Annotated in this window: 25 protein-coding genes; 13 read left to right on the top strand and 12 right to left on the bottom strand. The window is 63.7% G+C overall.

Features of this window, described 5'->3' with window-relative positions:
• Position 1: 1 nt before the first annotated feature.
• Positions 2-1,087 (top strand): sensor domain-containing diguanylate cyclase, encoded by a 1,086-nt coding sequence (locus QQK95_RS18655; protein ID WP_284275341.1) that lies wholly within the window; start codon positions 2-4, stop codon positions 1,085-1,087.
• Positions 1,088-1,140: 53 nt separating this feature from the next.
• Here the strand turns inward: QQK95_RS18655 and QQK95_RS18650 are convergent, their stop codons facing one another.
• A complete protein-coding gene (locus QQK95_RS18650; RefSeq protein ID WP_284275338.1) occupies positions 1,141-1,833 on the bottom strand; it encodes an antitoxin Xre/MbcA/ParS-like domain-containing protein in 693 nt (230 codons plus the stop codon).
• A gap of 347 nt (positions 1,834-2,180) precedes the next feature.
• Positions 2,181-3,173 (bottom strand): adenosine kinase, encoded by a 993-nt coding sequence (locus QQK95_RS18645; RefSeq protein ID WP_284275336.1) that lies wholly within the window; start codon positions 3,171-3,173, stop codon positions 2,181-2,183.
• A 247-nt stretch (positions 3,174-3,420) separates the two neighbouring features.
• Between QQK95_RS18645 and QQK95_RS18640 the strand changes: the two genes are divergently transcribed.
• Positions 3,421-4,323: a DMT family transporter gene (locus QQK95_RS18640; RefSeq protein ID WP_284275333.1), complete on the top strand. Its 903-nt coding sequence runs from the start codon at positions 3,421-3,423 to the stop codon at positions 4,321-4,323.
• Between the two features lie 94 nt (positions 4,324-4,417).
• Positions 4,418-5,116, top strand: coding sequence for a sulfate transporter family protein (locus QQK95_RS18635; RefSeq protein ID WP_284275332.1), 699 nt, complete (start codon positions 4,418-4,420; stop codon positions 5,114-5,116).
• A gap of 27 nt (positions 5,117-5,143) precedes the next feature.
• On the opposite strand, the gene QQK95_RS18630 is transcribed toward QQK95_RS18635, so the two are convergent.
• From QQK95_RS18630 to QQK95_RS18610, 5 genes are all read right to left on the bottom strand, one after another.
• On the bottom strand, positions 5,144-5,947 hold the full coding sequence (locus tag QQK95_RS18630; protein WP_284275330.1) for an isocitrate lyase/PEP mutase family protein: 804 nt from the start codon (positions 5,945-5,947) through the stop codon (positions 5,144-5,146).
• A gap of 76 nt (positions 5,948-6,023) precedes the next feature.
• On the bottom strand, positions 6,024-6,878 hold the full coding sequence (locus QQK95_RS18625; protein WP_284275328.1) for a hypothetical protein: 855 nt from the start codon (positions 6,876-6,878) through the stop codon (positions 6,024-6,026).
• 172 nt (positions 6,879-7,050) lie between these two features.
• A complete protein-coding gene (locus QQK95_RS18620) occupies positions 7,051-7,710 on the bottom strand; it encodes an HAD family hydrolase (RefSeq protein ID WP_284275326.1) in 660 nt (219 codons plus the stop codon).
• Complete coding sequence (dut, locus tag QQK95_RS18615; RefSeq protein WP_284275324.1) at positions 7,710-8,195, bottom strand: dUTP diphosphatase; 486 nt, start codon at positions 8,193-8,195, stop codon at positions 7,710-7,712. Before dut ends, QQK95_RS18620 begins: the two co-directional genes overlap by 1 nt.
• Positions 8,196-8,291: 96 nt before the next feature.
• The gene (locus QQK95_RS18610; RefSeq protein WP_284275322.1) at positions 8,292-8,762 is read right to left on the bottom strand and encodes an Lrp/AsnC family transcriptional regulator; all 471 of its coding nucleotides are present in this window, start codon (positions 8,760-8,762) and stop codon (positions 8,292-8,294) included.
• A 113-nt stretch (positions 8,763-8,875) separates the two neighbouring features.
• On the opposite strand from QQK95_RS18610, the gene QQK95_RS18605 reads away from it, so the two are divergent.
• The 3 genes from QQK95_RS18605 to QQK95_RS18595 all read left to right on the top strand — a co-directional run bounded on the left by QQK95_RS18605 (position 8,876) and on the right by QQK95_RS18595 (position 11,489).
• Positions 8,876-9,124 (top strand): DUF6356 family protein, encoded by a 249-nt coding sequence (locus tag QQK95_RS18605; protein WP_024505786.1) that lies wholly within the window; start codon positions 8,876-8,878, stop codon positions 9,122-9,124.
• A gap of 15 nt (positions 9,125-9,139) precedes the next feature.
• The gene (locus QQK95_RS18600; protein WP_284275311.1) at positions 9,140-9,940 is read left to right on the top strand and encodes a class II glutamine amidotransferase; all 801 of its coding nucleotides are present in this window, start codon (positions 9,140-9,142) and stop codon (positions 9,938-9,940) included.
• A 175-nt stretch (positions 9,941-10,115) separates the two neighbouring features.
• On the top strand, positions 10,116-11,489 hold the full coding sequence (locus QQK95_RS18595) for an amidase (protein ID WP_284275309.1): 1,374 nt from the start codon (positions 10,116-10,118) through the stop codon (positions 11,487-11,489).
• Here the strand turns inward: QQK95_RS18595 and QQK95_RS18590 are convergent.
• Positions 11,483-12,556, bottom strand: a complete 1,074-nt coding sequence (locus QQK95_RS18590) for an NAD(P)/FAD-dependent oxidoreductase (RefSeq protein ID WP_284275307.1) — start codon at positions 12,554-12,556, stop codon at positions 11,483-11,485. The genes QQK95_RS18595 and QQK95_RS18590 overlap by 7 nt on opposite strands.
• A 127-nt stretch (positions 12,557-12,683) precedes the next feature.
• Between QQK95_RS18590 and QQK95_RS18585 the strand changes: the two genes are divergently transcribed.
• The 3 genes from QQK95_RS18585 to QQK95_RS18575 all read left to right on the top strand — a co-directional run bounded on the left by QQK95_RS18585 (position 12,684) and on the right by QQK95_RS18575 (position 15,899).
• Positions 12,684-13,280 (top strand): TetR/AcrR family transcriptional regulator, encoded by a 597-nt coding sequence (locus QQK95_RS18585; protein ID WP_019862920.1) that lies wholly within the window; start codon positions 12,684-12,686, stop codon positions 13,278-13,280.
• Positions 13,277-14,206, top strand: a complete 930-nt coding sequence (locus QQK95_RS18580; RefSeq protein WP_284275305.1) for a haloalkane dehalogenase — start codon at positions 13,277-13,279, stop codon at positions 14,204-14,206. The genes QQK95_RS18585 and QQK95_RS18580 overlap by 4 nt, the downstream gene beginning before the upstream one ends.
• 100 nt (positions 14,207-14,306) lie before the next feature.
• Complete coding sequence (locus QQK95_RS18575) at positions 14,307-15,899, top strand: peptide chain release factor 3 (protein ID WP_202351760.1); 1,593 nt, start codon at positions 14,307-14,309, stop codon at positions 15,897-15,899.
• Between the two features lie 244 nt (positions 15,900-16,143).
• On the opposite strand, the gene QQK95_RS18570 is transcribed toward QQK95_RS18575, so the two are convergent.
• The 3 genes from QQK95_RS18570 to QQK95_RS18560 form a co-directional block, all read right to left on the bottom strand.
• A complete protein-coding gene (locus QQK95_RS18570) occupies positions 16,144-16,614 on the bottom strand; it encodes a VOC family protein (RefSeq protein WP_284275302.1) in 471 nt (156 codons plus the stop codon).
• Positions 16,615-16,657: 43 nt separating this feature from the next.
• Positions 16,658-17,185, bottom strand: coding sequence for an SRPBCC family protein (locus QQK95_RS18565; RefSeq protein WP_284275301.1), 528 nt, complete (start codon positions 17,183-17,185; stop codon positions 16,658-16,660).
• A 73-nt stretch (positions 17,186-17,258) separates the two neighbouring features.
• On the bottom strand, positions 17,259-17,603 hold the full coding sequence (locus tag QQK95_RS18560; protein WP_184877243.1) for an ArsR/SmtB family transcription factor: 345 nt from the start codon (positions 17,601-17,603) through the stop codon (positions 17,259-17,261).
• A gap of 195 nt (positions 17,604-17,798) precedes the next feature.
• On the opposite strand from QQK95_RS18560, the gene ilvD reads away from it, so the two are divergent.
• Complete coding sequence (ilvD, locus tag QQK95_RS18555) at positions 17,799-19,643, top strand: dihydroxy-acid dehydratase (RefSeq protein WP_284275299.1); 1,845 nt, start codon at positions 17,799-17,801, stop codon at positions 19,641-19,643.
• Positions 19,644-19,684: 41 nt separating this feature from the next.
• Here the strand turns inward: ilvD and QQK95_RS18550 are convergent, their stop codons facing one another.
• Positions 19,685-21,439 (bottom strand): ABC transporter ATP-binding protein, encoded by a 1,755-nt coding sequence (locus QQK95_RS18550; protein ID WP_284275297.1) that lies wholly within the window; start codon positions 21,437-21,439, stop codon positions 19,685-19,687.
• Between the two features lie 152 nt (positions 21,440-21,591).
• Here QQK95_RS18550 and QQK95_RS18545 point away from each other — a divergent pair, with 152 nt between their 5' ends.
• From QQK95_RS18545 to QQK95_RS18535, 3 genes are all read left to right on the top strand, one after another.
• Positions 21,592-22,872 (top strand): amidohydrolase family protein, encoded by a 1,281-nt coding sequence (locus tag QQK95_RS18545; protein WP_284275295.1) that lies wholly within the window; start codon positions 21,592-21,594, stop codon positions 22,870-22,872.
• Positions 22,873-22,979: 107 nt separating this feature from the next.
• Entirely contained in the window at positions 22,980-23,903 is a 924-nt protein-coding gene (locus QQK95_RS18540) for a DMT family transporter (protein ID WP_095771710.1), read from the top strand.
• 265 nt (positions 23,904-24,168) lie between these two features.
• The gene (locus QQK95_RS18535) at positions 24,169-24,642 is read left to right on the top strand and encodes a DUF805 domain-containing protein (protein ID WP_284275396.1); all 474 of its coding nucleotides are present in this window, start codon (positions 24,169-24,171) and stop codon (positions 24,640-24,642) included.
• The last annotated feature ends 10 nt before the right edge of the window (positions 24,643-24,652 follow it).

Genomic DNA, 24,652 nt, shown 5'->3' with positions numbered 1-24,652 from the left:
CATGAAGCATGACGGAGTTTCCGTATCCGCGGTCGGCCCAGTGGTCCACCACGATGAGCGGCTGGACGCCTTGCTCAGCATCACCGGCCGCATGGACGGTTATCTCTACCGCTGCCGCAACGACGCGTCCTACACCATGCTCTATATCAGCGACGGCATTTTCACCGTCAGCGGTTATCGGCCGAGCGATTTCATCCACAATGCGGTGCGCGACTACGTCTCGGCCATCCACCCGGATGACCTGCCGTCGGTCTATGCCGCCGTCGACGCCGCGCTCGAGGCGCGCTGCAACTGGAACGTCGATTACCGCATCGTGCCGAGAGCCGGCGAACCGCTGTGGGTCCGCGAGATCGGCGGCGGTGTCTGGGACGAAGCCGGCGAACTCGAATTCCTGGAAGGCTTCGTCGTCGACATCAGCGACCGCAAGGTCGTCGAGGACCTCAACGCCCAGCTGGTCCTGGATCTGAAGACCGCCAACGAGGAGCTGTCCGCGCAAAAGCGCGAGATCGAGGTGGCCAAGCAGCAGAGCGACCATTCGGCCAACCACGATGCCTTGACCGACCTGCCCAACCGGCGTGCCTTCCACAACGAGCTCAAATCGGTGGTCGCCCGCTGCGGCGCAAACGGCGAGGCGGCCGGGCTGCTGTTCATCGACCTCGACCGGTTCAAGGAAGTCAACGACACGCTCGGCCACGAGGCCGGCGATGCGCTGCTGCAGCGCGTGTCGACCCAGCTTCGCTCGATCCTGCGCAGCGCCGATTTCGTCGCCCGGCTCGGCGGCGACGAGTTCGCCTTCCTGTTCTCTGCCGACCCCGAACTGGCACGGCAGAAGGCCGTGCGCGTCGCCGAACGCATCCTGGAAAGGTTGCGGATCAAGGTTCCGACGCCGAATGGCGCCATCCAGGTTGGGTGCACAGTTGGGGTGGCCATGTATCCGGCGGAAGCGGCTGACTCCGAAGCGCTGATCGCGCTCGCCGACCGACTGATGTACATCGGCAAGAAGAGCGGCCGCAACCGGCTGGTCACCGCGAGCGAAATGGCGCCGCAACAGCCGTCATCCAGGCCTCGCCTTCGCAAAACGGCGTAGCCATCGGCGCGAACTTATATCGACGCTGGAACCGAGGATTGACCGCGCCGGCTTCAGCCCGGCGCGAAGACCCGTGCCGCTTCGACCACTTCATTGATCTGGTCCAGCCGCAGCAGGTCGATCGGAACGCGGCCGTCGAGCTGCGCCGCCGGGCGCGTCAGCCACAGCCAGGCCAGTCGCGGATTGCCGATCAGCGACTGCACGTCGCTTATGCCGGCGACCGGCCTGCCGTCGACGAATTGCGCCAGTGGAAAGACGTGCTTGCGTCCGCCCTTGCGCAAGGCGATGACGTCGCCGCGCCTTTGCCAGCGGTGCAGGGTCGAGCGGGCGATGCGCAGGTTTTCCTCCAGATAGGTCGAGCCGGCGACACGGCCGGCCCAGTCCTCGATCAGCATCGATTCGAGGTCGTCGGACCGTGGCGGCGCGGCAAGCGCTTCATCGGCCGGCAAAGCCCCCGGCATATCGGTGACGCCGGCTTCGCTGCGGCGCGCGGCTTCCGCCGCCAGCGCGCGCACGAATTTCGAGGCAAGGCCGGGAAGGTCGGCATGGATGGCGTCGATGGCGCGCTGGTGCTTCGGCGACAGCAGAGTGACGGCGGATGCTATGCTGCCGGCGATCTTGCCGACAGAGACCACGGTCGACTGGTTTATGGCTTCGTCATAATGGGCAAGCGCGCGCTCGACGTCTTCCGCGACCATCTCCGCGAAGTCGTCCTGTCCAAGACCGGTTGTCTGAAATCTGCTCATGTACATGTCTTCCAGCCGCGCGCGCTCCTCCCTCAGCCGCGGCCGACTGCTGAATTTTTACTGCGGGAAACGGAAATCATGGCGGCAACGGATCGCGCCGCCCGACAGCTTGCTGTCTTGCATCTTTTCAACATCCCATCTGGCTGCGGGCGCGCCCCGAAATGTCAGTCACGGGGCGCTCTCGATTCCGTGTAGGAGCGATATGTGACAGCTGCGCGACGGTGAGAAGCGGTCCGCGTAGCGGACGAAAAGCCAATTGCTTGGCCTTTCGAGCTTCGAACGCGCCCTGAGCCTGCGAAGGGCCGTGGCGCGGCCTGCTGTTCACAACAGAAGCGCCGGGCTTTCAGTTAAAGCAGCCCTGCCAGTTCCGCCTCGCGGCGCAGGTTCTGCCTTGGCCTTGGGCCGATCTGCTGGATCACCAGTCCGGCGGCCAGTGAGCCGAGGTCGCCGCAGGTCTTGAGGTCGCGGCCTTGCGTGTAGCCATGCAGGAAACCGGCGGCATAGAGATCGCCGGCGCCCGTCGTGTCGACCAGCTCCCGGATCGCCGTTGCCTGGATGACCACGGTCTCGTCGCCGCGCACGATGACCGAGCCTTTTTCCGAGCGCGTGACGGCGGCTATTCTGCAGTCCTTGCGGATCTTGGCCAGCGCCTCGTCGAAGGACGATGTCTGGTAGAGTGACTTGATCTCGTGGCTGTTGGCAAAGACGATGTCGACCGTGCCCGAGCGCATCAGCTCGAGGAATTCGTCACGATAGCGGTCGACGCAGAACGAATCCGACAGCGTCATGGAAACTTCGCGGCCTGCGGCGTGCGCCAGCCTGGCGGTCTGCCGGATCGCCTCCTTGGCGCGCGGCGGGTCCCACAGGTAGCCCTCGAAATAGGTGACCTTGGCCCCAGAGGCCTTGTCGGCCTCGACATCCTCCGGTCCGAGTTCGACGCAGGCGCCGAGATAGGTGTTCATCGAGCGTTCGCCGTCGGGTGTGACGAAGATCATCGAGCGCGCTGTCGGCGGCTCGCCCGTGAGCGGCTTGGTGTCGAAGGCGACGCCCTGCGCGCGGATGTCGTGCGCGTAGATTTCGCCCAGCGCATCGTTGGAGACCTTGCCGAAGAAGGCGGCGCGGCCGCCGAGGGAGGCGACACCGGCCGCCGTGTTGCCGGCGCTGCCGCCGGAGGCCTCGATTGCCGGCCCCATGCGGCTGTAGAGCAGCTCGGCGCGGTGCGTGTCGATGAGATTCATCGCGCCCTTGATGATGCCGTTGGTTTCGAGGAATTCCTCCTCGCACTGGGCGATGATGTCGACAATGGCATTGCCGATGCAAAGCACGTCATAATCCGGCATCAATGTCTCCGCCAAAAACCCGAGCCGGCTTCTTGCCACGCTGGCCGGGCGCGGGTTTAGCGATTCGCGGCGGCTTTGCCTAGAGCATGTTGCTATTCAGCTAATGCCGGCCTGACCCGAATTGCAATGAACCCTGGAGCGCGACACGCCAGGCGCTATGACAATTCGACCGTGGACGAAGCATTTCGTCTGGCCGTCGCTTACAAGCTGGCTCTGCCGATCACCCATCACAGGCGAGCCAGTCCCCATGCCTACAAAGAACGACACGACAACCGACCTGGCATTGCTCGGCGTGCTGGCGGTGCTGTGGGGCGCCTCCTATACCTTCATCAAGATCGGCGTCGAGACCATCCCGCCGGTCACCTTCATCGCCGCCCGCACCTTGATCGCCGGCGGCATCCTGTTCGCCATCATCCGCTGGCGCGGACTTGCCGTGCCGCGTGACGCAGCCACCTGGCGCCGCTTCGCTTTCCAGGCCTGCCTCAACAGCGTCATACCGTTCACGCTGATCGCCGCCGCCGAGCGCTCGGTCGACGCCGGTCTCGCCACCATCCTCAACGCGACCTCGCCGATCTTCACCTTCCTGCTCACCGCGCTGATCACCCGCCATGAACCGGTCACGGTGCGCAAGCTCATCGGTGTCGGCGCCGGCATAGCCGGCATCTGCCTCATCGTCGGCACCGAGGCACTGGGTGGCATCGGTCACGAATTGTGGGCGCAGGTCGCCATCGTCGCGGCAACGATCTGCTATGCCGGCGCCGCCATTTTCGGCCGTGGCTTCAAGGGTCTCGATCCGATGCTGCCGGCGGCGGGTTCGATGCTGTGTGGCGCGGTCATGCTGGTGCCGCTCAGCCTCGTGGTCGACCAGCCCTGGACGCTCACGCCATCGACGGCGTCGATCCTGGCCCTACTCGGCCTGTCGGTGTTCTCGACGGCGCTCGCCTTCATCATCTATTTCCGCCTCATCCACACGCTGGGTTCGGTCGGTACGACGTCGCAGGCCTATCTGCGCGTACCGATCGGTGTCGGCATCGGCGCTGTTTTCCTCGGTGAAAGCCTGGGACCGACGGCATGGCTGGGCATGGCCTTTGTCGTGGCCGGCGTCGCGGCCATGACCATCCCGGTCCGCAAGCCGGCGTTCGCCCGTTAGACGCCCCGATTTACTTGTGTTCGCGACCCGCGCTGCCTATCTCGTGAGCGTCCCGCCTGTCGGCGGTGTCCGCTGACTTGGGGGTTGAAGCACGGTGATTTTCGACGCTGCCCGCATTGCGGCCCTTGAGCTGCTCTCGCCGCCGTTTCGCGCCGTGTTCATCAAGACGCTGGGCTTGACCGTGCTGGCGCTGGTCGCCTTGTGGTTCGGCCTGACCAGCCTTGTCGAATGGCTGGCCTTGCCATGGCTCCAGACCTTGCTGCCGGGCATACCGTCCTGGGCCGGCTGGCTGGGCGGCATCATCGCGGCGATAGTGCTTGCCTTCGGCATGGCGCTGCTCGTCGCGCCGGTCACGGCGGTGATCGCCGGCCTGTTCCTCGACGATGTCGCCGAAGTGGTCGAACGCACCGACTATCCCCGCGACCCGGTCGGGCGCGCCATGCCGGCATTGCGCTCGCTGGTGCTGGCGATAAAATTCCTCGGCGTCGTCATCCTCGGCAACATCGTGGCGCTCATGCTCCTGCTGGTGCCGGGCGTCAACATCGCCGCCTTCTTCGTCGTCAACGGCTATCTGCTCGGTCGCGAATTCTTCGAATTCGCCGCGATGCGCTTTCGCCCCGAGGACGAAGCCAGGGCCTTGCGCCGGCAGTATGCCGGCACGGTGTTCCTCGCCGGCCTGGTCATTGCGGCCTTCCTTGCCGTGCCCCTGCTCAATCTGCTGACGCCGCTCTTCGCCGCCGCCATGATGGTGCATCTGCACAAGGCAATCTCGGCCCGCGAAAGCCGCCGGTGACCGCGGTCGCCATGCGGCGGCGGCCGTTTAATCCGGGGACTTGCCGAACAGCGCCTGCAATTTGCCGAACGGCATGGCGGCGCGGGTGAAGCCGAACGTGCCGTCCTGCTGGATTTCGCGCGTCGCCGTCTCCAGCATGCCATAGGCGAAATTGGTCAGCCACGGCCCGAGCGAAATGCGCTTCACTCCTGCCATTGAGAGATCGGCGATGGTGAAGCCGGGTTTCGCCATGACGTTGACCGGCTTGCTGACCGCCGAACACAAGGTGCGCACCATCTCGACATCGCCGATCCCAGGCGCATAGAGCACGTCGGCGCCGGCCTTCTCGAAGGCCTGCAGCCGCTTGATGGTGTCGTCGAGATCGGACTTGCCCCACAGAAAATTCTCGGCCCGCGCCGTGAAGACGAAATCGCGTTTCAAGGCTCGCGCCGCCTCCACCGCCGCGGCGACGCGCTCGACCGCGTGGGAGAAATCATAGATCGGCCTGTCGGGATCGCCGGTGTGGTCCTCGATAGAGCAGCCGGCAAGGCCGGCCGCTTCCGCCGCGAAAATGGTTTCGGCGGCCCGCTCGGCGCTGTCGCCCTTGCCTTTCTCGAGATCGGCCGAGACCGGCAGGTCGGTCGCCGCCGTCACCTCGCGGCAATGATGGATCATCTGCTCGAAGGTCACCGCGCCGTCCGGCAGGCCGCGCGAAAAGGCAAAGCCGGCGCTGGTCGTCGCCAGCGCCTTGAAGCCGAAGGATCCGAGCAGCTTGGTCGTGCCCGGATCCCAGGGATTGGGCATGACGAAGGTCGAGGCATGCAGGTCGCGAAAGATCTTGCCCTTGTCCATGAATGCTCCCCATCACAAGTGTTTGGGGGCGGATGCTATCGCGCCGCCTTCGGCCGGGCAAATAAATGCGCTTGGTTCAGAAGCGTTTCTCGTTCTCTGCTGCCAATTTCTCGAATGCGTCGGAATCCTTGAGGTAGCGCGATGTCTTCTTGTCCCAATGATAGGTGACGGAAATGTCGTGTGACGCCGCATCGGGCGGCGCGTCATCGCAGCTTTCATCGCTCGGCACGGTGCTGTCGGTCACCGTCACCTTGATCGCCGCATAGGGCTGGCCGTCGGCGATGGTCTCGAAAGCCATGTCCTGCTTGCGGCTGTAGGCGCAGAGCCTTTCGTCGAACGTGTAGATCATGTCGATCAGCTCGAATTTGTCGTCGCTAACCATGATCAGCGGCGTGATCACATAGCCCTGGCTCGAATTGAAATGCGTGCTCATGGTGATGAGCATGTCGTCGCCGGCGCCGATCGGAAGCTTGTTCGGTTCGCGGAAATAGGTGCTGCGGTCGACCGCGACATTGGCCGCATCGAGCAGTTTCGGCCTGGCCGTGACGTCGTAGAGCGCCAGCACCGCATAGCCCTCGGCGCTGTCGGGAGAATCGCCAAGGTCGAATAGAATGGCCAGCCGGTCCTTGCCGCCGGCCTTGATGGGAAGCACGGCGGCATTGGGCAGGCTTGTCGTCTCGGGCGGCGAGCCACCGCTATCCGGCCCCTCGATGTGGCGCATTTCGATCGGCGGCCCGCCCTTGTAGAAACCGTTCCCGTCCGCGGCGAGGCTCGGGATGATCAATTTGGCCAGGTCGAGATAGGCGACATCGCCGCGGCCAGGCAGCGGGCTGCCCAGGTCCGGAAAGCTGACGGCTTGCGCGCCGGCCGCGGTCCACAAGAACGGCAGCAGCATCACGGCGAGGATGAAGCGAAAAGAATTCGTTGGCATGAGCGCCCCCCAAGATCAGGCCGCTCACGCTAGAGCAGTTCCAGGAAAAGTGTGAGCGGTTTTCCGTCTGGAATTGCGTCAAAACAAAGAGTTAGAGCGGTTCGCCGTTTCCATGAAACGGTGAAACGCTCTAGCACGGGTTCCAGCACCGCGCAGCCGTGCTGGAACCGGATCAGTGGATCGGCACAAGCCCGGCCAGTTCGCGCATGTCGTCGAACAGGATGCCGCCTGCCTCGATCAGACCATCGCGGTCGGAATAGGGATCGCCATGATAGGAAAACACCCGCATGCCGGCGGCGATGCCGGCCTGCGTGCCGGCGACGCTGTCCTCGATGACGATGCAATCGGCGGGCGCGAAGCCCATTGTCTTGGCCGCATGCAGGAACAGGTCCGGGAATGGCTTGCCGCGCCCGACCATGGTCGAGGAAAACATCGCATGTTCGAACAGCGGCAACAGCCCGGTCTGGCCAAGCGTGATGTGCATCTTCGACACCCGTGCCGAAGTGGCGACGCAATAGGGAATGCCGGCCGCGCGGACCGCCTCGATGAACTCCCGGACATAGGGGATCGCCTCGACGCCATGGGAAAACAGGTCGGGCAGGCCGGCATTCCAGCGATCGACGAAATCGACGCCGAGCCTGACCTCTGTTGTCTCCTCGATCTCCTTCTGCACCGAGGCCATGCTGCGGCCGGAGAAATTCTTGCGGCAATATTCGAAGTTCGTCGGATAGCCGGCCGCGCTCAGCCATTCGGCAAGGCGTCGATTGGCGAGATTTTCGGTGTCGACGAGGATCCCGTCGCAGTCGAAGATAACGAGTTTAGGTACTCGCATCAGGCGGTGCCGGTCGATCCGAACCCGCCCGAACCACGCGCCGTGCCACCGGCCAGCGAACGCTCTTCGACAGCCACTTGCGTCACAGCGGCGAAAACGATCTGGGCGATGCGCATGCCGCGCGTCACGGCAAAATCCTCGTCGCCGAGATTGACCAGCAGCACCTTCACCTCGCCGCGATAGTCGCTGTCGACCGTGCCGGGCGAATTGAGGACGGTGAGGCCATGCTTGAAGGCAAGGCCCGAGCGCGGCCGCACCTGGCCTTCCATGCCTTCGGGTATTTCCAGGATCAGCCCGGTCGGCACCAAGGCGCGTTTCCCAGGCAGGATCAGCAGCGGCCGGTCGTCGGGCACCGCCGCGCGAAGATCCATGCCTGCAGCGCCGGCGCTTTCGTAGGCGGGGAGGGGAAGTCCTTCAGCATGCGGCAATCTGACGAAGCCGACGGTCGGACCGATGACGGAGGAGTTTTGGAAGGCTGCGCGCATAAAATCGATCCTATCGGCGCGATTGCCGATTCGGTCAATTCGCGCGCGCCGCTATCAACGGCTTTCTTTCAGGCATCACTATGACCTGAGCACGCCTTAGCGCACTTCCATTGGAACAACCGTCGTCTCCTTGATCTCCTCCATGACGAAGGAGGCGGACACATCGGACAGTGCCACCTTGGCGATCAGCCGCTGGTAGAGCCGGTCATAGGCCTTCACGTCGGCGACCCGGGCACGCAGGACATAGTCGAGATCGCCGGACATGCGGTAGACGCCGGTGATTTCGGGAAGGCCGGTCACCGCCGCCCGAAACCTTTGCAACCAGTCGGGATCATGATTGGACGTGCGGATCAGGATGAACACCGAAAGGCCAAGCCCGAGCTTGTCGGCATCGACCAGCGCCACGCGCCCGGTGATGACGCCATCCTCCTCCAGCCGCTTGACCCGGCGCCAGCAGGCATTGCGCGACAACGCCACCCGTTCCGACAGCTGGTCGACCGACAGCGTGCCGTCGCGTTGCAATTCGGTAAGCAGTTTCCGGTCTATTTCGTCGATATCAAGCGCCATGTTGGGATGCTTGTCTCATGAAATGGTAAAACACAAGGATATTTTGAGACCGATGAACCGGCGAAGCATGCCAGGATACTCATATCGGCAAGCAAGCGCTGAAGGGGACCTCAATGTCGGTTGCAAGGATATTCACTTCTCATCCGGCTAAGGTTGGCGAAACCTATTTCGGCCATATGGCCTTTGCCGCCTGGTTCTCCTCGCGCCTGCTGCTGGCGGCCAGCGCCGCCCTCGTTCACGCTTTCTTGCCATTTCTCTTCGAGACTACCGCCAGCCGAATCGTCCGCGAGCTTTACGAACGGACGCACAACAGAGGCACACACGCGACCAAGGAGCCGGCGGCTCTTCCGGATCGCGCCTAGAGGACGACAGAAGCGATGTGCCGGTGGGCGGCCTATCTCGGTGAAGCGGTCTTTCTTGAAGACATTCTGACGGCTCCCTGCCACTCGCTGATCGCTCAGAGCCATTGCGCCCAGGAAGCCAAGTCGCCGACCAATGGCGACGGTTTCGGCCTTGCCTGGTATGGCGACCGGCCGGAGCCCGGCCTCTACCGCGACATCCTGCCGGCCTGGTCCGATCCCAATCTGAAGAGCCTGTGCCGGCAGATCAAATCCGGCCTGTTCCTCGCCCATGTGCGGGCCTCCACCGGGGGCGCCACCAGCCGCATGAACTGCCATCCCTTCATCTCCGGCCGCTGGTCGTTCATGCACAATGGCCAGATCGGCGGCTTCGAGAAGATCCGCCGCGCGCTGGAGAATTCGCTGTCCGACGCCGTCTTCGACCAGCGCGAAGGCACCACCGATTCCGAACTGTTCTTTCTGCTGATGATCGACGAGGGGTTGGCCGGCGACCCGCAAGGCGCGGTCTCGCGCGCCACTGCCCGTGTGCTCGAAGCCTCGCGCCGCGCCGGTCTCGAACCGGCACTGAAACTCACCGCCGCCTTCTCGGACGGGCAGGCCCTGCATGCGGTACGCTACGCCACCGACGCCCATGCGCCGACGCTTTACACCTCCTCCTTGCGCAAAGGCGGCGGCCGCTGCATCGTCTCCGAACCTTTCGATCGCGAGGGTGGAGATTGGCAGGCGATCCCGCCATCGAGTTTCGTCACCATGACTGGCGATGGGATCAGCATTCGGCCATTTGCGCCGACGGCGGCGAAGCTGGCCCTAGTCGGGTAAATCCTTCTCCAAGTCGGAAACGCCGCAGGACGGAGGGGCGCAAAGCGCTGATCTCGACAGACGGTCGGCGCAATTTCGATCAAGCACCACCAGGCTCCGAATGCTCAACTCCGCTTGAAGTCGTGTCGCTGTCCGCCATTTTCCAAGCGAGCGCGGCCAAGCCGGAGCATTCGCCATGGACCTTGTCTTCTCCTCGACAGTCGAACTCGCCGCAGCCATCGCCCGTCGCAAAATCTCCGCCGTCGAAGCGCTCGATGCCCATCTGGCGCAGATCGACCGGCACAATGGAGGCGTCAACGCAGTCATCTCGCTCGACAGGGAGGGCGCGTACGAACGCGCCAGGAAGGCCGATGCGGCACTCGCGCGCGGCGGCACGCTCGGGCCGCTGCATGGCGTTCCCTTCACGCTGAAGGACATGCACGAGACATCCGGCATGAAAACCACTGTCGGCTTCCCGCCCTTCGCCGATTATGTGGCGAGCCGCGACAGCCCGGTCGTTGCCAGGCTGAAGGCAGCCGGCGGTGTGCTGATGGCCAAGACCAATGTCGCCACTATGCTGTCCGACTGGCAGTCGAACAATCCGCTGTTCGGGCGCACCAGCAATCCTTGGAACCTTGAGCGCACGGCGGGCGGCTCGAGCGGCGGCGCCGCTGTGGCGGTGGCGGCCGGTATGACGCCGTTCGACGTCGGCACCGACATGCAGGATTCGATCCGCCTGCCCGCCGCGTTCTGCGGCGTCTATGGCCTGAAGCCGACCGAACACCGCGTCTCGCTGGCCGGCGCCTTCCCAAATCCTGACGATGCCGCGCGCAGCGTGCGGCTGATGTCCTGCCTTGGCCCGCTGGCGCGCGGCGTGGACGATCTGTCGCTGATCTATCGAATCATAGCCGGGCCGGATGGACGCGACACCGATCTGGCGTCGGTGCCGGTCGAGACCACGCCGAGGCTCGACCTGAAGACATTGCGCATCGCCTGCGCGCCGTCCTTCCCCGGCTTGCCGGTGGCCGGCAACATCGGCGTCACGGTCGAGAACCTCGCAAGGCAGCTGCAAACGGCTGGGGCGATCGTGGAGCAGGCGAAGCTGCCCAAGCTCGACTTGCACGACGATCTCGCCCAAGGCGGGGCACTGATCGGCATGATGATGGAGGCGGCGCAGCAGGAGCCGCCGGAGCGACCGACACCGGTATCGCGCTGGTTCGAAGCGCTCGCCCGCCGCGACCGATCCATTCTCGCCTGGGACCGGTTCTTCGACGACTGGGATGCGCTGCTCTGCCCGGTCGCGATGACCACGGCCTTTCCGCATTGCGAACCGGGCACGCCGATCAAGGTTGACGGCAAGGGCCAAAACTACTGGATGCTGCCGGCCTATGGCGCCGTCTTCAACTACAGCGGCCATCCGGCACTTTCGATGCCGTGCGGAGAAGATCGCGACGGCCTGCCGATCGGCCTGCAATTGGTCGGCAAACGCTGGTCGGAGGCGCGGCTGCTTGGTGTCGCGGCGGCGATCGAGCCGCTCACCGGCGGCTTTCGCCGCCCGCCGGGCTATTGAGCGAAGCGCGACAACCCATAGGGCGTCAGCAACGGGTCGCGCTCACCATCGAGGATTTCCCTGGCCGTAAACAGGCCAACGGCCGGCGCCAGCGTGATACCTGAATGCATCACCGCGACATAGAGCCCGTCCATGCCCTCGGCTCGGCCGATGATCGGAAAACCGTCGATCGGATTGGGGCGGTAGCCGATGGTGTGGAAATCGAGTTCCAGCCCTTCGGCGTCGCGCAACGCCGCTTTCGTGGCCGCGAACAAGTCGCGTGCCGTGGCTTCGGGGTTCTCGCCGGGATCGCCGCCGGCGAAATCCGAGCCGGCGATGATGCGGCCCTCGGCTGTCTGGCGTATGTGCAGCCTCTCGGCGTGCACCAGGCCGTTGAGCAGCCTTTTGTATGGCCGCGAATGGACGATCAGGCCAGGGGGCGTTTCGATCGGCAGCTTGATGCCGGCCGTCGCGGCAATGTCGGGCGAGCCGACGCCAGCCGCGATCACCACCTCGTCGGCGGCAATCAGCCCATGCGATGTGTCCACGCCGGTCGTCCTGCCATTGGTCTGGACCAGCGCCGAGACCGTGCTCGCAACGACCCGCGCGCCATGCCGTTCGGCATCCGCCAGCAGGGCCCTGGCCGTCGCAACCGGTTCGGCCACGCCTTCCTCCGCGACATAGACGGCGAATTCAGGAGGCTCGGCGAGGTTGGGTTCGATTTGCGCCGCCCGCTCGCGGCCAACGCGTTCGATGCCGTAGCCCCATGAAGAGTGTTCGGCCGCGTAGGCCTCGACCCGGTCGGCCGGCAGGTCCCAGCACAGGCCGCCGCACCAGGCGAGCGGCAGCCCAGACAGTTCATTCGCCAGTCGCCTCCACTCGGCCATGGCGCGGGTTCGCAGCCGGAAATAGATCTCTGGGTTGCCCCAGCTGGCGTTGATCCAGGCAAAGGAATTGGGTGTCGCGACGCCACCTGGGCCGCTTTCGGAAACGACCGTGACCCGCGCGCCTGCCCTGGTCAGATGCCAGGCGATCGAGGCGCCGATGATGCCGGCGCCGATGACGATCACTTGTTTCGCCGCAGCCATGTTCGCTCCTTTACCTGGTGGTCCGCCGAGGATGCTCTTGCAGTGCCACCCCATTCGTCTCTTGCCAACATCGGACACGGCAAAAATATGTGCTTGACAGTAATACGTACGTACGTATTATTCGGCCATGGCTAGACAATCACTCCGCGAAAAACTCCTCGACGCCGGTTTCCGGACCATCTGGAATTCAGGCTATGCTGCCGCCGGCGTGCGCGACATCGTTGCCGCCGCCGATGCCCGGCCGGGATCCTTCACCAATCATTTCGCCTCCAAGGAGGCGTTCGTCGGCGAAGTGCTGGACCGCTACTTCACCTATGTCAGTGGGCTGGTCGAGGCAGCGCTGGCGCAGGACGGCACGCCGCCCATCGGCAGGCTGCGCCGCTACCTCGACGTCATCACCTCGAAGCTCGAGGCGCATGACTGGGCGCGCGGCTGCATGATCGGCAATCTCAGCCTCGAGACAGCGGTGCACAGCGAGCCGTTGCGCTTGCAACTCGTCGCTATCTTCGAGCGCTGGCGCCAGCCATTCGCCGTTTGCATCGCGGAAGGCCAGGCAGCTGGCGACATCGCCAAGACCTTCGAGGCCGAGGACCTCGCCGATTTCCTGCTGTCGTCCTGGCAGGGCGCCATGCTGCGCATGAAGGTCGAGCGCAGCCCCGAACCGCTCGAGCGGTTCAAGAAAGTCATCTTCAGCACGGTGTTCGCAAAGGAGCCGACCCCATGAGTTCGAAAGCCAACCCGCCTCAGCCCGTCGCCACCGCGCCGAGACGTGCGCAGATTGCCGTACTCGATTCGACCATGTCCTATGTCGAGGCGGGAGCCTCCGGACCGACCGTGCTGTTCCTGCATGGCAACCCGACCTCGTCCCATATCTGGCGCGACATCATCCCTCATGTCGCGCCGTTTGGCCGCTGCATCGCGCCTGACCTGATCGGCTATGGCCAGTCCGGCAAGCCCGATATCGACTATCGCTTCTTCGATCATGTCCGCTATCTCGATGCCTTCCTCGACGCCCTCGATATCAGCGACGTGGTGCTGGTCGCGCAGGATTGGGGCACGGCCCTTGCCTTCCATCTCGCGGCAAGGCGGCCGCAGCGCATCCTCGGCCTCGCCTTCATGGAATTCATCCGGCCCTTCGAGCGCTGGGAGGATTTTCACCAGCGCCCGCAAGCCCGCGAAATGTTCAAGGCGCTCCGCACTGCCGGTGTCGGCGAAAAGCTGGTTCTGGAAGACAATGTCTTCGTCGAGAAAGTGCTGCCGGCCTCGGTGCTGCGCACGATGAGCGACAAGGAAATGGACGCTTACCGGGCGCCGTTCCCCACGCCGCAATCGCGCAAGCCGGCCCTGCGCCTGCCCCGGGAAATGCCTATCGAGAACCAGCCCGCCGACGTTGCCGCTATCAGCGCGCACGACCATCGCTCGCTGCGCCTGTCCCCCTATCCGAAACTGCTATTCGCGGGGGATCCGGGCGCGCTGATCGGGCCGCAGGCTGCGAAGGAATTCGCGGCCGGTTTGAAGAACTGCGGTTTCATCAATCTCGGGCCCGGCGCGCACTATCTGCAGGAGGATCATGCCGACGCGATAGGCAGCGCCATCGCCAGCTGGCTCCCGGAGGTCGTTTTGGCGAGCCGGACGGGCGAGCTGGCCTGAGACAAGCCATGGCATCCGGCGGCGTCCGCGCCGCCGGACCGGTCGACAGCCCGGCACTACGCTGCTAGAAGCCCGGCCTGTCACACGGAAATCCCAGAGAATGCCCGAAACAATACCAGAGGAAGTGGCGCGCCGCCGCACCTTCGCGATCATCGCGCACCCGGACGCCGGCAAGACGACGCTCACCGAGAAGCTGCTGCTGTTCGGCGGCGCCATCCAGCTTGCCGGCGAGGTCAAGGCCAAGAAGGACAAGATCCAGACCCGGTCCGACTGGATGAAGATCGAGCGCGAGCGCGGTATTTCGGTCGTCACTTCGGTGATGACCTTCGAGTATGAAGACAACGTCTTCAACCTGCTCGACACGCCCGGCCACGAGGATTTCGCCGACGATACCTATCGCACCCTGTCGGCGGTGGACTCGGCCGTCATGGTCATCGACGCCGCCAAGGGCATCGAGCCGCGCACGCTGAAACTGTTCGAAGTCTGCCGGCTGCGCGACATCCCGATCATCACCTTCGTCAACAAGATGGACCGCGAAAGCCGCGATCCGTTCGAGATTCTGGACGAGATCGAGCAGAAGCTGGCGCTGGATACCGCACCCATTACTTGGCCGATCGGCCGCGGCAGGACATTTTCCGGCACCTATCACCTGGCGTTGAACGCGGTGCGCAAGGGCGACGACGAGAAGGAACGCACGCCGGTCAACGGTCCCGATTCCAACCGCGTCGCCGGGCTGCTGCCAGAGAACGAGCGCGAGGCCTTCATCGAGGAACTGGAACTCGCCCGCGAGGCTTGCCGACCTCTTGATATTGATGCCTTCCGCGAGGGCCATCTGACGCCGGTCTATTTCGGCTCGGCGCTGCGCAATTATGGCGTGCGCGACCTGATCGAGGCGCTCGGCGCCTTCGGCCCGCCACCGCGCGCGCAGGAGGCCGACACCCGCAAGGTCGAGGCGACCGAGGACAAGATGACGTCCTTCGTCTTCAAGATCCAGGCCAACATGGACCCCAACCACCGCGATCGCATCGCTTTCGTGCGCGTCTGCTCGGGCAAGCTCGAGCGCGGCATGAAGGCCAAGCTGGTGCGCACGGGCAAGCCGATGAGCCTGTCGGCGCCGCAGTTCTTCTTCGCCCGCACCCGCGTCACGGCGGATGAAGCGTTCGCCGGCGATGTCGTCGGCATTCCCAACCACGGCACGCTGCGCATTGGCGACACGCTGACCGAGGGCGAGGAAATTCTTTTCCGGGGCGTGCCGAACTTCGCCCCGGAAATCCTGCGCCGCGTGCGCCTCGGCGACGCCATGAAGGCGAAGAAACTCAAGGAAGCGCTGCACCAGATGGCCGAGGAAGGCGTCGTGCAGCTGTTCTCGCCCGAGGACGGCTCACCTGCCATCGTCGGCGTCGTCGGCGCCCTGCAGCTCGACGTGTTGAAAGAGCGGCTGAACTTCGAATACACGCTGCCGGTCGAGTTCGAGATGTCGCGCTTTTCCGTCTGCCGCTGGATTTCGGCCGACGACAAGGCCGAAGTGCACCGCTTCATCGAGGCGCATCGCGGCGACATTGCCAGGGACCTCGACAACGACCCGGTGTTCCTGGCCCAACACGCCTTCTCGCTGAACTATGAAGCCGAACGCTGGAAAGCCATCCGCTTCGCCACCATCAAGGACTACCAGGTCCGCGATAAGGCGGCATAGGCACCCTTTCCCTTCTCCCCGTTTCACGGGGAGAAGGTGCCCGAAGGGCGGATGAGGGGCAGCGCCGACGTTGAAGGACTGGCGAATGTGCCCCGGCCCTTCGCGGGCTCCCAGCCCTCCAGGCGTTCAGCCCCTTCAAAAGGTCCACTGGACCTTTTGATCCGCCAAAGGCGGACCGGGTCTTCACCGTTCGAAGCTCGAAAAGCCAAGCAATTGGCTTTTCGTCCGCTACGCGGACCGCTTCTCACCCCTTCGCCGCCTCCTCGAGCTTGGCGATGTCGATCTTGCCCATCTGCATCATCGCATTCATCGCCCGTCCGGCCTTGGCGCGGTCCGCATCCCCAAGCAGACGCGGCAGTTGTTCCGGCACAACCTGCCAGGAAACGCCGAATTTGTCCTTCAGCCAGCCACAGGGTCCTGGTTCGCCGCCGCCTTCCGTGAGCCTGGTCCAGAAATGATCGACTTCTTCCTGCGTCTTGCAGTCGATCGACAGTGAGATCGCCTCGGTGAACTTGTATTGTGGTCCGCCATTGAGCGCCAGGAACGGGACGCCGTCGAGTTCGAACGAGGCCACCAGCACCTTGCCCTCATCAGCGTGGCCCTTGGGCCAACGAGTCACGCTCAGCTCCTTCGAATTATTGAAGATCGACATGTAGTGGTTCATCGCCTCTTCGGCCTGGCCGTCGAACCACAGGAAGGTGGTGATCTTCTGCATGCGTCTCTCCTCGGTTTTTCTCTTTGGGGGCATTGGGGAAGGGTCAGGCGGCGCCCTTGGCGGCGTCCTGAAGTGAAGCGAGATAGGCGTCGAGCTGGGCATAGCTCTCGCCCATGCCGCGGGTCATGCCGGTGCCGAGCGCGCCGTCGCGGGCCGCTTGCGAGGCGTAAAGCACCGTCTGCGTCAGCAGCGTTTTTCCGGCCTGTTCGGTGAAGACCACGGTCCCTATGGTTTCGCCACCGGTCCAGTCCTCGTCGAACAGTTCGGTGGCGACGATCCTGGCGGGACGCACGATCTCGCCATAGGCGCCGCTCATGCCCATGCTGCGGCCATCGCGATGCTGCCAGACATAGCGCGTGGCGCCGCCAACCCTGAGGTCTATTTCGCAGGTCACCAGCCGCCAGCCATCGGGGCCGTGCAGCCAGCCCTTCAGCAGCTCCGGTATCGTCCAGCAGTCGAAGACCATCGGCCGCGAGGCATCGAAGATGCGGGTGATCTGAATCTCGCGGTCGCTGGGCGTGGTCACCGTCAGCGTGGCGACGGTCGAACCGGGCAAGGTCGTGGTGCTCATGATGGTCCTCCTCCTGTTTGCCAAAGGACGCGCGGCAGGCCGGCGATCCGACACAGGCCGCGACCTTTTTTGGCTATTGGTCGGTACTGTCGGGGGCTTTCTCGGCCTTCATCGCGCCGAGCAACGCATCGAGGCGCTGGAAGTTGCCTTCCCAGATCTTGCGATATCGCTCCAGCCAGTCATTGGCCTCTGCCAGCGGTTTTGCCTCCAACCGGCAGGGCCGGCGCTGTGCGTCGCGGCCGCGTGAAATCAGCCCGGCGTTTTCCAGCACCTTGAGATGCTTGGAAATCGAAGGCTGGCTCATCGCGAAAGGCTCGGCGAGTTCCATCACGGATGCTTCGCCCTGGATGAGCCGGGCGAGAATGGCGCGGCGCGTCGGATCGGCGAGTGCTGCAAAAGTGGCGTCCAGCTGGTTCATCGAATGTCCATAGCCAAAAGGGTATATACCTGATTGGCTATATACAAGCGAATGCCGCTCGTCAACGTCCATCCGGATTTCGTGGCGCATTGCAAAAATCTGGCCAGACCATACTTGCGCGTCTATAAAGCCACCGATCCGAATTCAGCTCCGCCGCGCCATTCCTGGGCCGAGGCCAGCCACCAAGGAAAAAACATGCCTGCCTATCGCTCCCGCACCACCACCCATGGCCGCAACATGGCCGGCGCCCGCGGCCTGTGGCGCGCCACCGGCATGAAGGATTCCGATTTCGGCAAGCCGATCATCGCCGTGGTCAATTCCTTCACCCAGTTCGTGCCGGGCCATGTCCATCTGAAGGACCTCGGCCAGCTGGTGGCGCGCGAGATCGAGAAGGCCGGCGGCGTCGCCAAGGAATTCAACACCATCGCCGTCGATGACGGCATCGCGATGGGCCATGACGGCATGCTCTATTCGCTGCCGTCGCGCGAACTGATCGCCGATTCCGTCGAATACATGGTCAACGCGCACTGCGCCGACGCCATGGTCTGCATCTCCAATTGCGACAAGATCACCCCCGGCATGCTGATGGCCTCGCTGCGCCTCAACATCCCGACTGTCTTCGTTTCCGGCGGGCCGATGGAGGCCGGCAAGGTGGTGCTGGCAGGCAAGACGCAGGCGCTCGACCTGGTTGACGCCATGGTCGCGGCGGCCGATGACAAGATCTCCGACGAGGACGTCAAGGTCATCGAGCGCTCCGCCTGCCCGACCTGCGGCTCCTGCTCGGGCATGTTCACCGCCAATTCGATGAACTGCCTGACCGAGGCGCTCGGCCTGTCGCTGCCGGGCAACGGCTCGACGCTGGCCACGCATGCCGACCGCAAGCGGCTGTTCGTCGAGGCCGGCCATCTCGTCGTCGACCTTGCCCAGCGCTATTACGAGCAGGATGACGAGACGGCGCTGCCGCGCAGCATCGCTTCGAAAGGCGCTTTCGAAAACGCCATGACGCTCGACATCGCCATGGGTGGCTCGACCAACACCGTGCTGCACATCCTGGCCGCCGCCCATGAGGGCGAGGTTGACTTCACCATGGAGGATATCGACCGGCTGTCGCGGCGGGTTCCGGTGCTCTGCAAGGTGGCGCCGGCCAAGTCCGACGTCCACATGGAAGACGTCCATCGCGCCGGCGGCATCATGGCCATCCTCGGCCAGCTCGACAATGCCGGGCTGATCAACCGCGACCTGCCGACTGTGCACACATCAAGCCTCGGCGAGGCGCTCGACCACTGGGATATTTCCCGCACTTCGAGCCAGAATGTCCGCGACTTCTTCCTTGCCGCGCCCGGCGGCGTGCCGACGCAGGTCGCCTTCAGCCAGGACCGCCGATGGGACGAGCTCGACCTCGATCGTGAAAAAGGTGTCATCCGTTCGGCGGAAACGCCGTTTTCCAGGGATGGCGGCCTTGCCGTGCTGAAAGGCAATCTGGCGCTCGACGGTTGCATCGTAAAGACGGCCGGCGTCGATGAATCGATCCTGAAATTCACCGGCCCGGCGCGGGTGTTCGAAAGCCAGGACGCTTCGGTCAAGGCAATCCTCTCCAACGAGATCAAGGCCGGTGATGTCGTCGTCATCCGCTATGAAGGCCCGCGCGGCGGCCCCGGCATGCAGGAAATGCTCTACCCGACCAGCTATCTGAAGTCGAAGGGCCTCGGCAAGGCCTGCGCACTGGTCACCGACGGCCGCTTCTCGGGCGGCACGTCAGGCCTGTCGATCGGTCATGCGTCGCCGGAAGCCGCCGAAGGCGGCACGATCGGGTTGGTGCAGGAAGGCGACACGATCGAGATCGATATCCCCAACCGCACCATCCGCCTCGCTGTCAGCGATGCTGAGCTTGAAGCACGCCGCGCGGCGATGGAAGCCAAGGGCGCCCTGGCCTGGAAGCCGGAGGAAAAGCGCAAGCGCAAGGTGACGACCGCGCTGCGCGCCTACGCCGCCTTCGCCACCAGCGCCGACAAGGGGGCTGTGAGGCACGTGCCGGAGTGAAGGTTTCTTCCTTCTCCCACAGGGGAGAAGGAAAGAGTGTGCTACGGCATCAGCTGATATTCATAAAGCTTCTGGTAAAGCCCGCCTTGCGTGAGCAGGGCACGATGCGGCCCGCTCTCGACCACCTTGCCGCCTTCCAGCACGACGATCGTGTCGGCCTGGTGCACGGTCGACAGGCGGTGGGCGATGACGATCGTCGTGCGGCCTTCGGTCAGCTGTTGCAGGGCGTCGCGGAACAGCGCTTCGGATTCGGCGTCGAGCGCGCTGGTCGCCTCGTCCAGCAACAGGATTTCGGCGTTGCGCAGCATGGCGCGCGCGATCGAGATGCGCTGGCGCTGGCCGCCCGACAAGAGGCCGCCATTCTCGCCGACATCGGTCTCATAGCCCTTCGCCTGCGCCATGATGAAATCATGCGCGTTGGCGGCCTTGGCCGCGGCGATCACCTCTTCGTCGGTCGCGCCCTGCCGCCCAAGCCGGATATTGTGCATGATGGTACCGGCAAACAGGAACGTGTCCTGGCTGACATAGGCGATCTTTTCCCGCAGTGAGGCGAGCGTCGCATGGGAAATGTCCTGGCCGTCGAGCAGCACCTTGCCGCTGTTCGGGTCGTACATGCGCATGATCAGGTTCAGGATCGTCGACTTGCCGCCGCCGGAAGGCCCGACCAGCGCCGTCATCTTTCCCGGCGCAAGGGTGAGGTCGAACTGGTCGAGCACCGGCGGACCGTTCTGGTAAGCGAAGCTGACGGCATCGAACCGGATCTCGCCCGGTCCGGCTCGAAGCGGCTTTGCATCGGGCTTCTCGGCCAGCGTCAGCGGCTCGTCGGCGAGCTGGAACATCATGCGCACGCCGACAATGCCGCTTTCCAGCGAGATGCGCACGCGCGCCAGGCGCTTTGCCGGTTCATAAGCGAGCAGCAGCGCCGCGATGAACGCCATGATGTTGCCAGGCATCTGGCCGCCCTGCAGAACCAGGAGGCCGCTGACCATGACGGCTCCGGCGATCGCCAGCCCGGCCAGCGTCTCCATCACCGGACTGGTCACCGCTTCCAGCGCGGCAATGTTGTTGGCCCGATCCTCGACGTCGGCCACCGCCTTGTACATGCGCTTGCGCATCAAGCTTTCGAGGTTGAAGGATTTGACCACGCGCACGCCGATAGCGGTTTCCTGCATTACCTGAATGATCTGGCCAACCGAGCGGAACTCCATGGCAGCGAACTTGCGCACGCGCTTCAGGATGCGATTGACGCCATAGATGGCGACGGGCCCGGCGACGAAGCAGATCAGCGACAGCACCGGCTGCTGCCAGACCATGACACCAATCAAGGCAAGCAGGGTCACCAGATCGCGCACATAGGAGGTGACGATCAGGTCGAGCACGTTGCGTGCCGCCTGGGCATTGTTGGTCATGCGGGTGATCAGGTCGGATGACGAGGTCGAATGGTAGAATTCGATGCCTTGCGCCAGGATGCGGTCGTAGATCTTGCGCTGCCGGTCGGCGATGATGGCATTGCCGACCCGGCTCATGAAATAGGCCTGGACGAAATTGGCGAGGCCCTTGAGGATAAAGATCCCGGCGACCGCCCCGGCAATCATGTTGACGCGGTCGACCCGCTTGTCGATCACGAATTCATTGGTGATTTCGCGCAGGATCCAGGCGCTGGCGGCGGTCATGCCGGCCACAACCAGCATCGACACGATGGCCGCGCCATATCCGAACATGTGCTCCCGGAAGGATTCCCTGACCAGCCTTGCGACGAGGCGCTGGTTTTCCGTCGAGCGGAAGAAACGAAACAAAGGCTGATCCTTGATAGCGGAATGACGAAGGCGGCTTATAGAGGGAGTTGTCGCCGGATGGAACCATTGGCGGCTTCTGGAAAGAAACCGCTGCGTCATGCTGTCTTTTGGGACACGATGGCAAAGTGATTCTTCAGGCGAGATGACGACAGATGGATTTCGACCTTATCGTTCGTGGCGGCACGCTGCCGGATGGCAGGATTGCCGATATCGGCATCAGCGGCGAGACGATCGCGGCGATCGAGCCCAAATTGCAGGGTTCCGCCCGGACTGAGGTCAATGCCAGCGGGAACCTGGTCTCGCCACCCTTTGTCGATCCGCACTTCCATATGGATGCCACGCTGTCCTATGGCATTCCGCGCATCAACGCCTCGGGCACGCTGCTGGAAGGCATTGCGCTATGGGGTGAGCTGAAGCCGCTTTTGACGCAAGAGGCGGTGCGCGACCGGGCGCTGGCCTATTGCGACTGGGCCGTGTCGATGGGCCTGCTCGCCATCCGCACCCATGTCGACGTCTGCGACGACAGGCTGCTGGCGGTCGAGGCCCTGCTCGACGTCAAGAAGACGATCGCGCCCTATATCGACCTGCAACTCGTGGCCTTTCCTCAGGACGGTTTCTACCGCTCGCCGAAGGCGCGTGAGAACACCATCCGTGCGCTGGACATGGGCGTCGACATCGTCGGCGGCATTCCGCATTTCGAGCGCAGCATGGCCGACGGCACGCGCTCGGTGACAGAATTGTGCGAGATCGCGGCCAAACGTGGGCTGATGGTCGACCTGCATTGCGACGAGACCGACGACCCGCTGTCGCGCCACATCGAGCAATTGGCCTACGAGACGCAGCGCCTCGGCCTGCAGGGCAAGGTGGCCGGCTCGCACCTCACCTCGATGCATTCGATGGACAATTACTATGTCTCGAAGCTGCTGCCGCTGATCGCTGAGGCCGGCGTTTCGGCTATTCCCAACCCGCTGATCAACATCATGCTTCAGGGCCGCCACGACACATTCCCGAAGCGCCGCGGCCTGACCCGGGTCAAGGAGATGCAGGCGCTCGGCATCCGTGTCGGCTGGGGCCAGGATTGCGTGCTCGATCCCTGGTATTCGCTGGGCACCGCCGACATGCTCGACGTCGCGTTCATGGGCCTGCACGTTGCCCAGATGTCGAGCCCGGCCGACATGGCGCGCTGCTTCGACATGGTCACAAATGTCAACGCCGCCATCATGGGGCTCGACCATCTCGGCCTCGCCGTCGGCAAGCGCGCCAGCCTCGTCATCCTCGACGCCGGCAACCCGATCGAGGCCCTGCGCCTGCGCGCCGAGCGCATCTGCGTCATCGCCAGGGGCAAGGTGGTGGCGGAACGGACGCGGCAGGATACAAGGCTTTCCATCCCGGGCAGGCCGCCACTGGTCAACCGCAGGCACAAAGCCACCTAGGCCCAGCCGATTCCCGGTCCTGGTCTCGCGATTTGCCGGATTCTTCTCGTCAAAGCCGCTGCTTCCGTCTACGACGCGACTTAAGCGAGGGAGGAATCGGGATCGGCATGACGCAACCCGTTGCGCAGAATTCCACGATCAGGAACGTGCTTCTGGCCGGCATTCTGCTGATGCTGGCCGGCGACTTCCTGTTTGCGCTGAACGATGCGATGGGCAAGTGGCTGGTCGCCAGCTTCTCCGTCGGCCAGGTGGTGCTGATCCGCTCCATCGGCGCCTTCTTCGTTCTCGGACCGATGATCGCGCATCAGGGCACCGCCAGGCTGTTTCGCATGGAGCGCCCTGAACTGCAGATCTTGCGTGTCGTCATGACCACGCTCGACACCGCGCTCTTCTATGCGGCGGTCGTCTATCTGCCTCTTGCCGACGTCATGAGTTTCTACATGGCGGGGCCAATCTATGTCGCGGCGCTTTCGCACCTGCTGCTCGGCGAAAAGGTCGGCTGGCGCCGCTGGGTGGCGATCCTGCTCGGCTTCTGCGGCGTGGTGATCATGCTGAAGCCTTCGTCTGCCGCGTTCTCGCTGTCGTCGAGCTTCGCGCTTGCCGGCAGCATCGCCTTTGCCTTCGCCATCATCCTCAACCGGCGGCTGCGCGGCACCAGCGACACGAATCTGGTGACATGGCAGACGATCGGCACGCTGCTGGTCGGCGGAGTGCTGACCATCGGCGCCTGGCAAACCCCCTCGGCGCTCGATTTTGGCGCCATGCTGCTGCTCGGCATCGTTTCCTGCAGCGCCCATCTGATGATCACGCGGGCACTCAAGCTGGCGCCGGCCTCGACCCTGGCGCCGCTGCACTACACGCTCCTCCTGTGGGCCGTGGTGTTCGGCCTGGTGTTCTTCGGAGACGTCCCCGGTCCGCGCATCCTGATAGGCTCCGGCATCGTCGTGCTGGCGGGCCTGTTCATTTTCCATCGCCAGAAGGTGGTCGACACCACTGTGCCGCCCGAAAACGTGCCGAAGGGCGTGAATTAAAGCGGTTCCAGGAAGTGTGAGGCGGCTTTCCGTCCGCAAGCACGGACAAACAAAGCATCCAGCACGTCACACACGGCTTTTCGAAGCTCAACGTCTAGTGACCGAAGGCTATCATCCAGAATTTTTGAAGGTTCCAGTCAGAAGATCCGATATTTACATCGATATTGTGCGGTGTACGTTGCCCTTTCCAGAGCAATACGGGATTGATTCTTGCCCGGGAGAGGCAAGATCAACGTCTCAAGAAAACTGCGACAGAGGGGTGATGATGGGTAGTTTTTCCATATGGCATTGGCTGATCGTTTTGATCCTGATCGGCTTGCCGCTGGTGTTTGTTCTAAGAGCAGCGCCAGCCGGTGCGAATCGGTTCGGAGAAATGCCGCATCCGATGAATTTCGGTGAAGCCGTTTCAAGCTTCTTTCGAAATTATGTGAATTTTTCCGGCAGGGCCAGCCGCTCGGAGTTCTGGTATTCCTACCTCTTCATTTTCATAGTCGGCGTCATTCTTTTCATCGTCGATGCCATTGTGAAGAATGAAATCATCTCGTCGATTTGGAACCTCGCCATCCTTCTGCCGACGCTTGCCATGACCGCTCGCCGGCTGCATGACATCAACAGAAGCGGCTGGCATCAACTGCTTGCGGGGTTGTTCCCCATCGGCACCATCGCGCTGATCATTTGGTATTGCAAAAAATCTGACGATACGGTGACGTTGACTGAAATTGAGAGGGTTTTCAGGTAGACTGGAGCCC

The sequence above is a fragment of the Mesorhizobium huakuii genome (genome assembly GCF_030160235.1).
In the GTDB taxonomy this organism is placed as follows: Bacteria; Pseudomonadota; Alphaproteobacteria; order Rhizobiales; family Rhizobiaceae; genus Mesorhizobium; species Mesorhizobium huakuii.
The sequence above is the reverse complement of the archived record's forward strand: the minus strand, read 5'-3'. Positions and strand labels throughout refer to the sequence as shown.

Coding starts and splice junctions, on each gene's coding strand:
- QQK95_RS18655 (WP_284275341.1), top strand. CDS start 2: ATGAAGCATGACGGAGTTTCCGTATCCGCGGTCGGCCCAGTGGTCCAC.
- QQK95_RS18650 (WP_284275338.1), bottom strand. CDS start 1,833: ATGAGCAGATTTCAGACAACCGGTCTTGGACAGGACGACTTCGCGGAG.
- QQK95_RS18645 (WP_284275336.1), bottom strand. CDS start 3,173: ATGCCGGATTATGACGTGCTTTGCATCGGCAATGCCATTGTCGACATC.
- QQK95_RS18640 (WP_284275333.1), top strand. CDS start 3,421: ATGCCTACAAAGAACGACACGACAACCGACCTGGCATTGCTCGGCGTG.
- QQK95_RS18630 (WP_284275330.1), bottom strand. CDS start 5,947: ATGGACAAGGGCAAGATCTTTCGCGACCTGCATGCCTCGACCTTCGTC.
- QQK95_RS18625 (WP_284275328.1), bottom strand. CDS start 6,878: ATGCCAACGAATTCTTTTCGCTTCATCCTCGCCGTGATGCTGCTGCCG.
- QQK95_RS18620 (WP_284275326.1), bottom strand. CDS start 7,710: ATGCGAGTACCTAAACTCGTTATCTTCGACTGCGACGGGATCCTCGTC.
- dut (WP_284275324.1), bottom strand. CDS start 8,195: ATGCGCGCAGCCTTCCAAAACTCCTCCGTCATCGGTCCGACCGTCGGC.
- QQK95_RS18610 (WP_284275322.1), bottom strand. CDS start 8,762: ATGGCGCTTGATATCGACGAAATAGACCGGAAACTGCTTACCGAATTG.
- QQK95_RS18605 (WP_024505786.1), top strand. CDS start 8,876: ATGTCGGTTGCAAGGATATTCACTTCTCATCCGGCTAAGGTTGGCGAA.
- QQK95_RS18600 (WP_284275311.1), top strand. CDS start 9,140: ATGTGCCGGTGGGCGGCCTATCTCGGTGAAGCGGTCTTTCTTGAAGAC.
- QQK95_RS18595 (WP_284275309.1), top strand. CDS start 10,116: ATGGACCTTGTCTTCTCCTCGACAGTCGAACTCGCCGCAGCCATCGCC.
- QQK95_RS18590 (WP_284275307.1), bottom strand. CDS start 12,556: ATGGCTGCGGCGAAACAAGTGATCGTCATCGGCGCCGGCATCATCGGC.
- QQK95_RS18585 (WP_019862920.1), top strand. CDS start 12,684: ATGGCTAGACAATCACTCCGCGAAAAACTCCTCGACGCCGGTTTCCGG.
- QQK95_RS18580 (WP_284275305.1), top strand. CDS start 13,277: ATGAGTTCGAAAGCCAACCCGCCTCAGCCCGTCGCCACCGCGCCGAGA.
- QQK95_RS18575 (WP_202351760.1), top strand. CDS start 14,307: ATGCCCGAAACAATACCAGAGGAAGTGGCGCGCCGCCGCACCTTCGCG.
- QQK95_RS18570 (WP_284275302.1), bottom strand. CDS start 16,614: ATGCAGAAGATCACCACCTTCCTGTGGTTCGACGGCCAGGCCGAAGAG.
- QQK95_RS18565 (WP_284275301.1), bottom strand. CDS start 17,185: ATGAGCACCACGACCTTGCCCGGTTCGACCGTCGCCACGCTGACGGTG.
- QQK95_RS18560 (WP_184877243.1), bottom strand. CDS start 17,603: ATGAACCAGCTGGACGCCACTTTTGCAGCACTCGCCGATCCGACGCGC.
- ilvD (WP_284275299.1), top strand. CDS start 17,799: ATGCCTGCCTATCGCTCCCGCACCACCACCCATGGCCGCAACATGGCC.
- QQK95_RS18545 (WP_284275295.1), top strand. CDS start 21,592: ATGGATTTCGACCTTATCGTTCGTGGCGGCACGCTGCCGGATGGCAGG.
- QQK95_RS18540 (WP_095771710.1), top strand. CDS start 22,980: ATGACGCAACCCGTTGCGCAGAATTCCACGATCAGGAACGTGCTTCTG.
- QQK95_RS18535 (WP_284275396.1), top strand. CDS start 24,169: ATGGGTAGTTTTTCCATATGGCATTGGCTGATCGTTTTGATCCTGATC.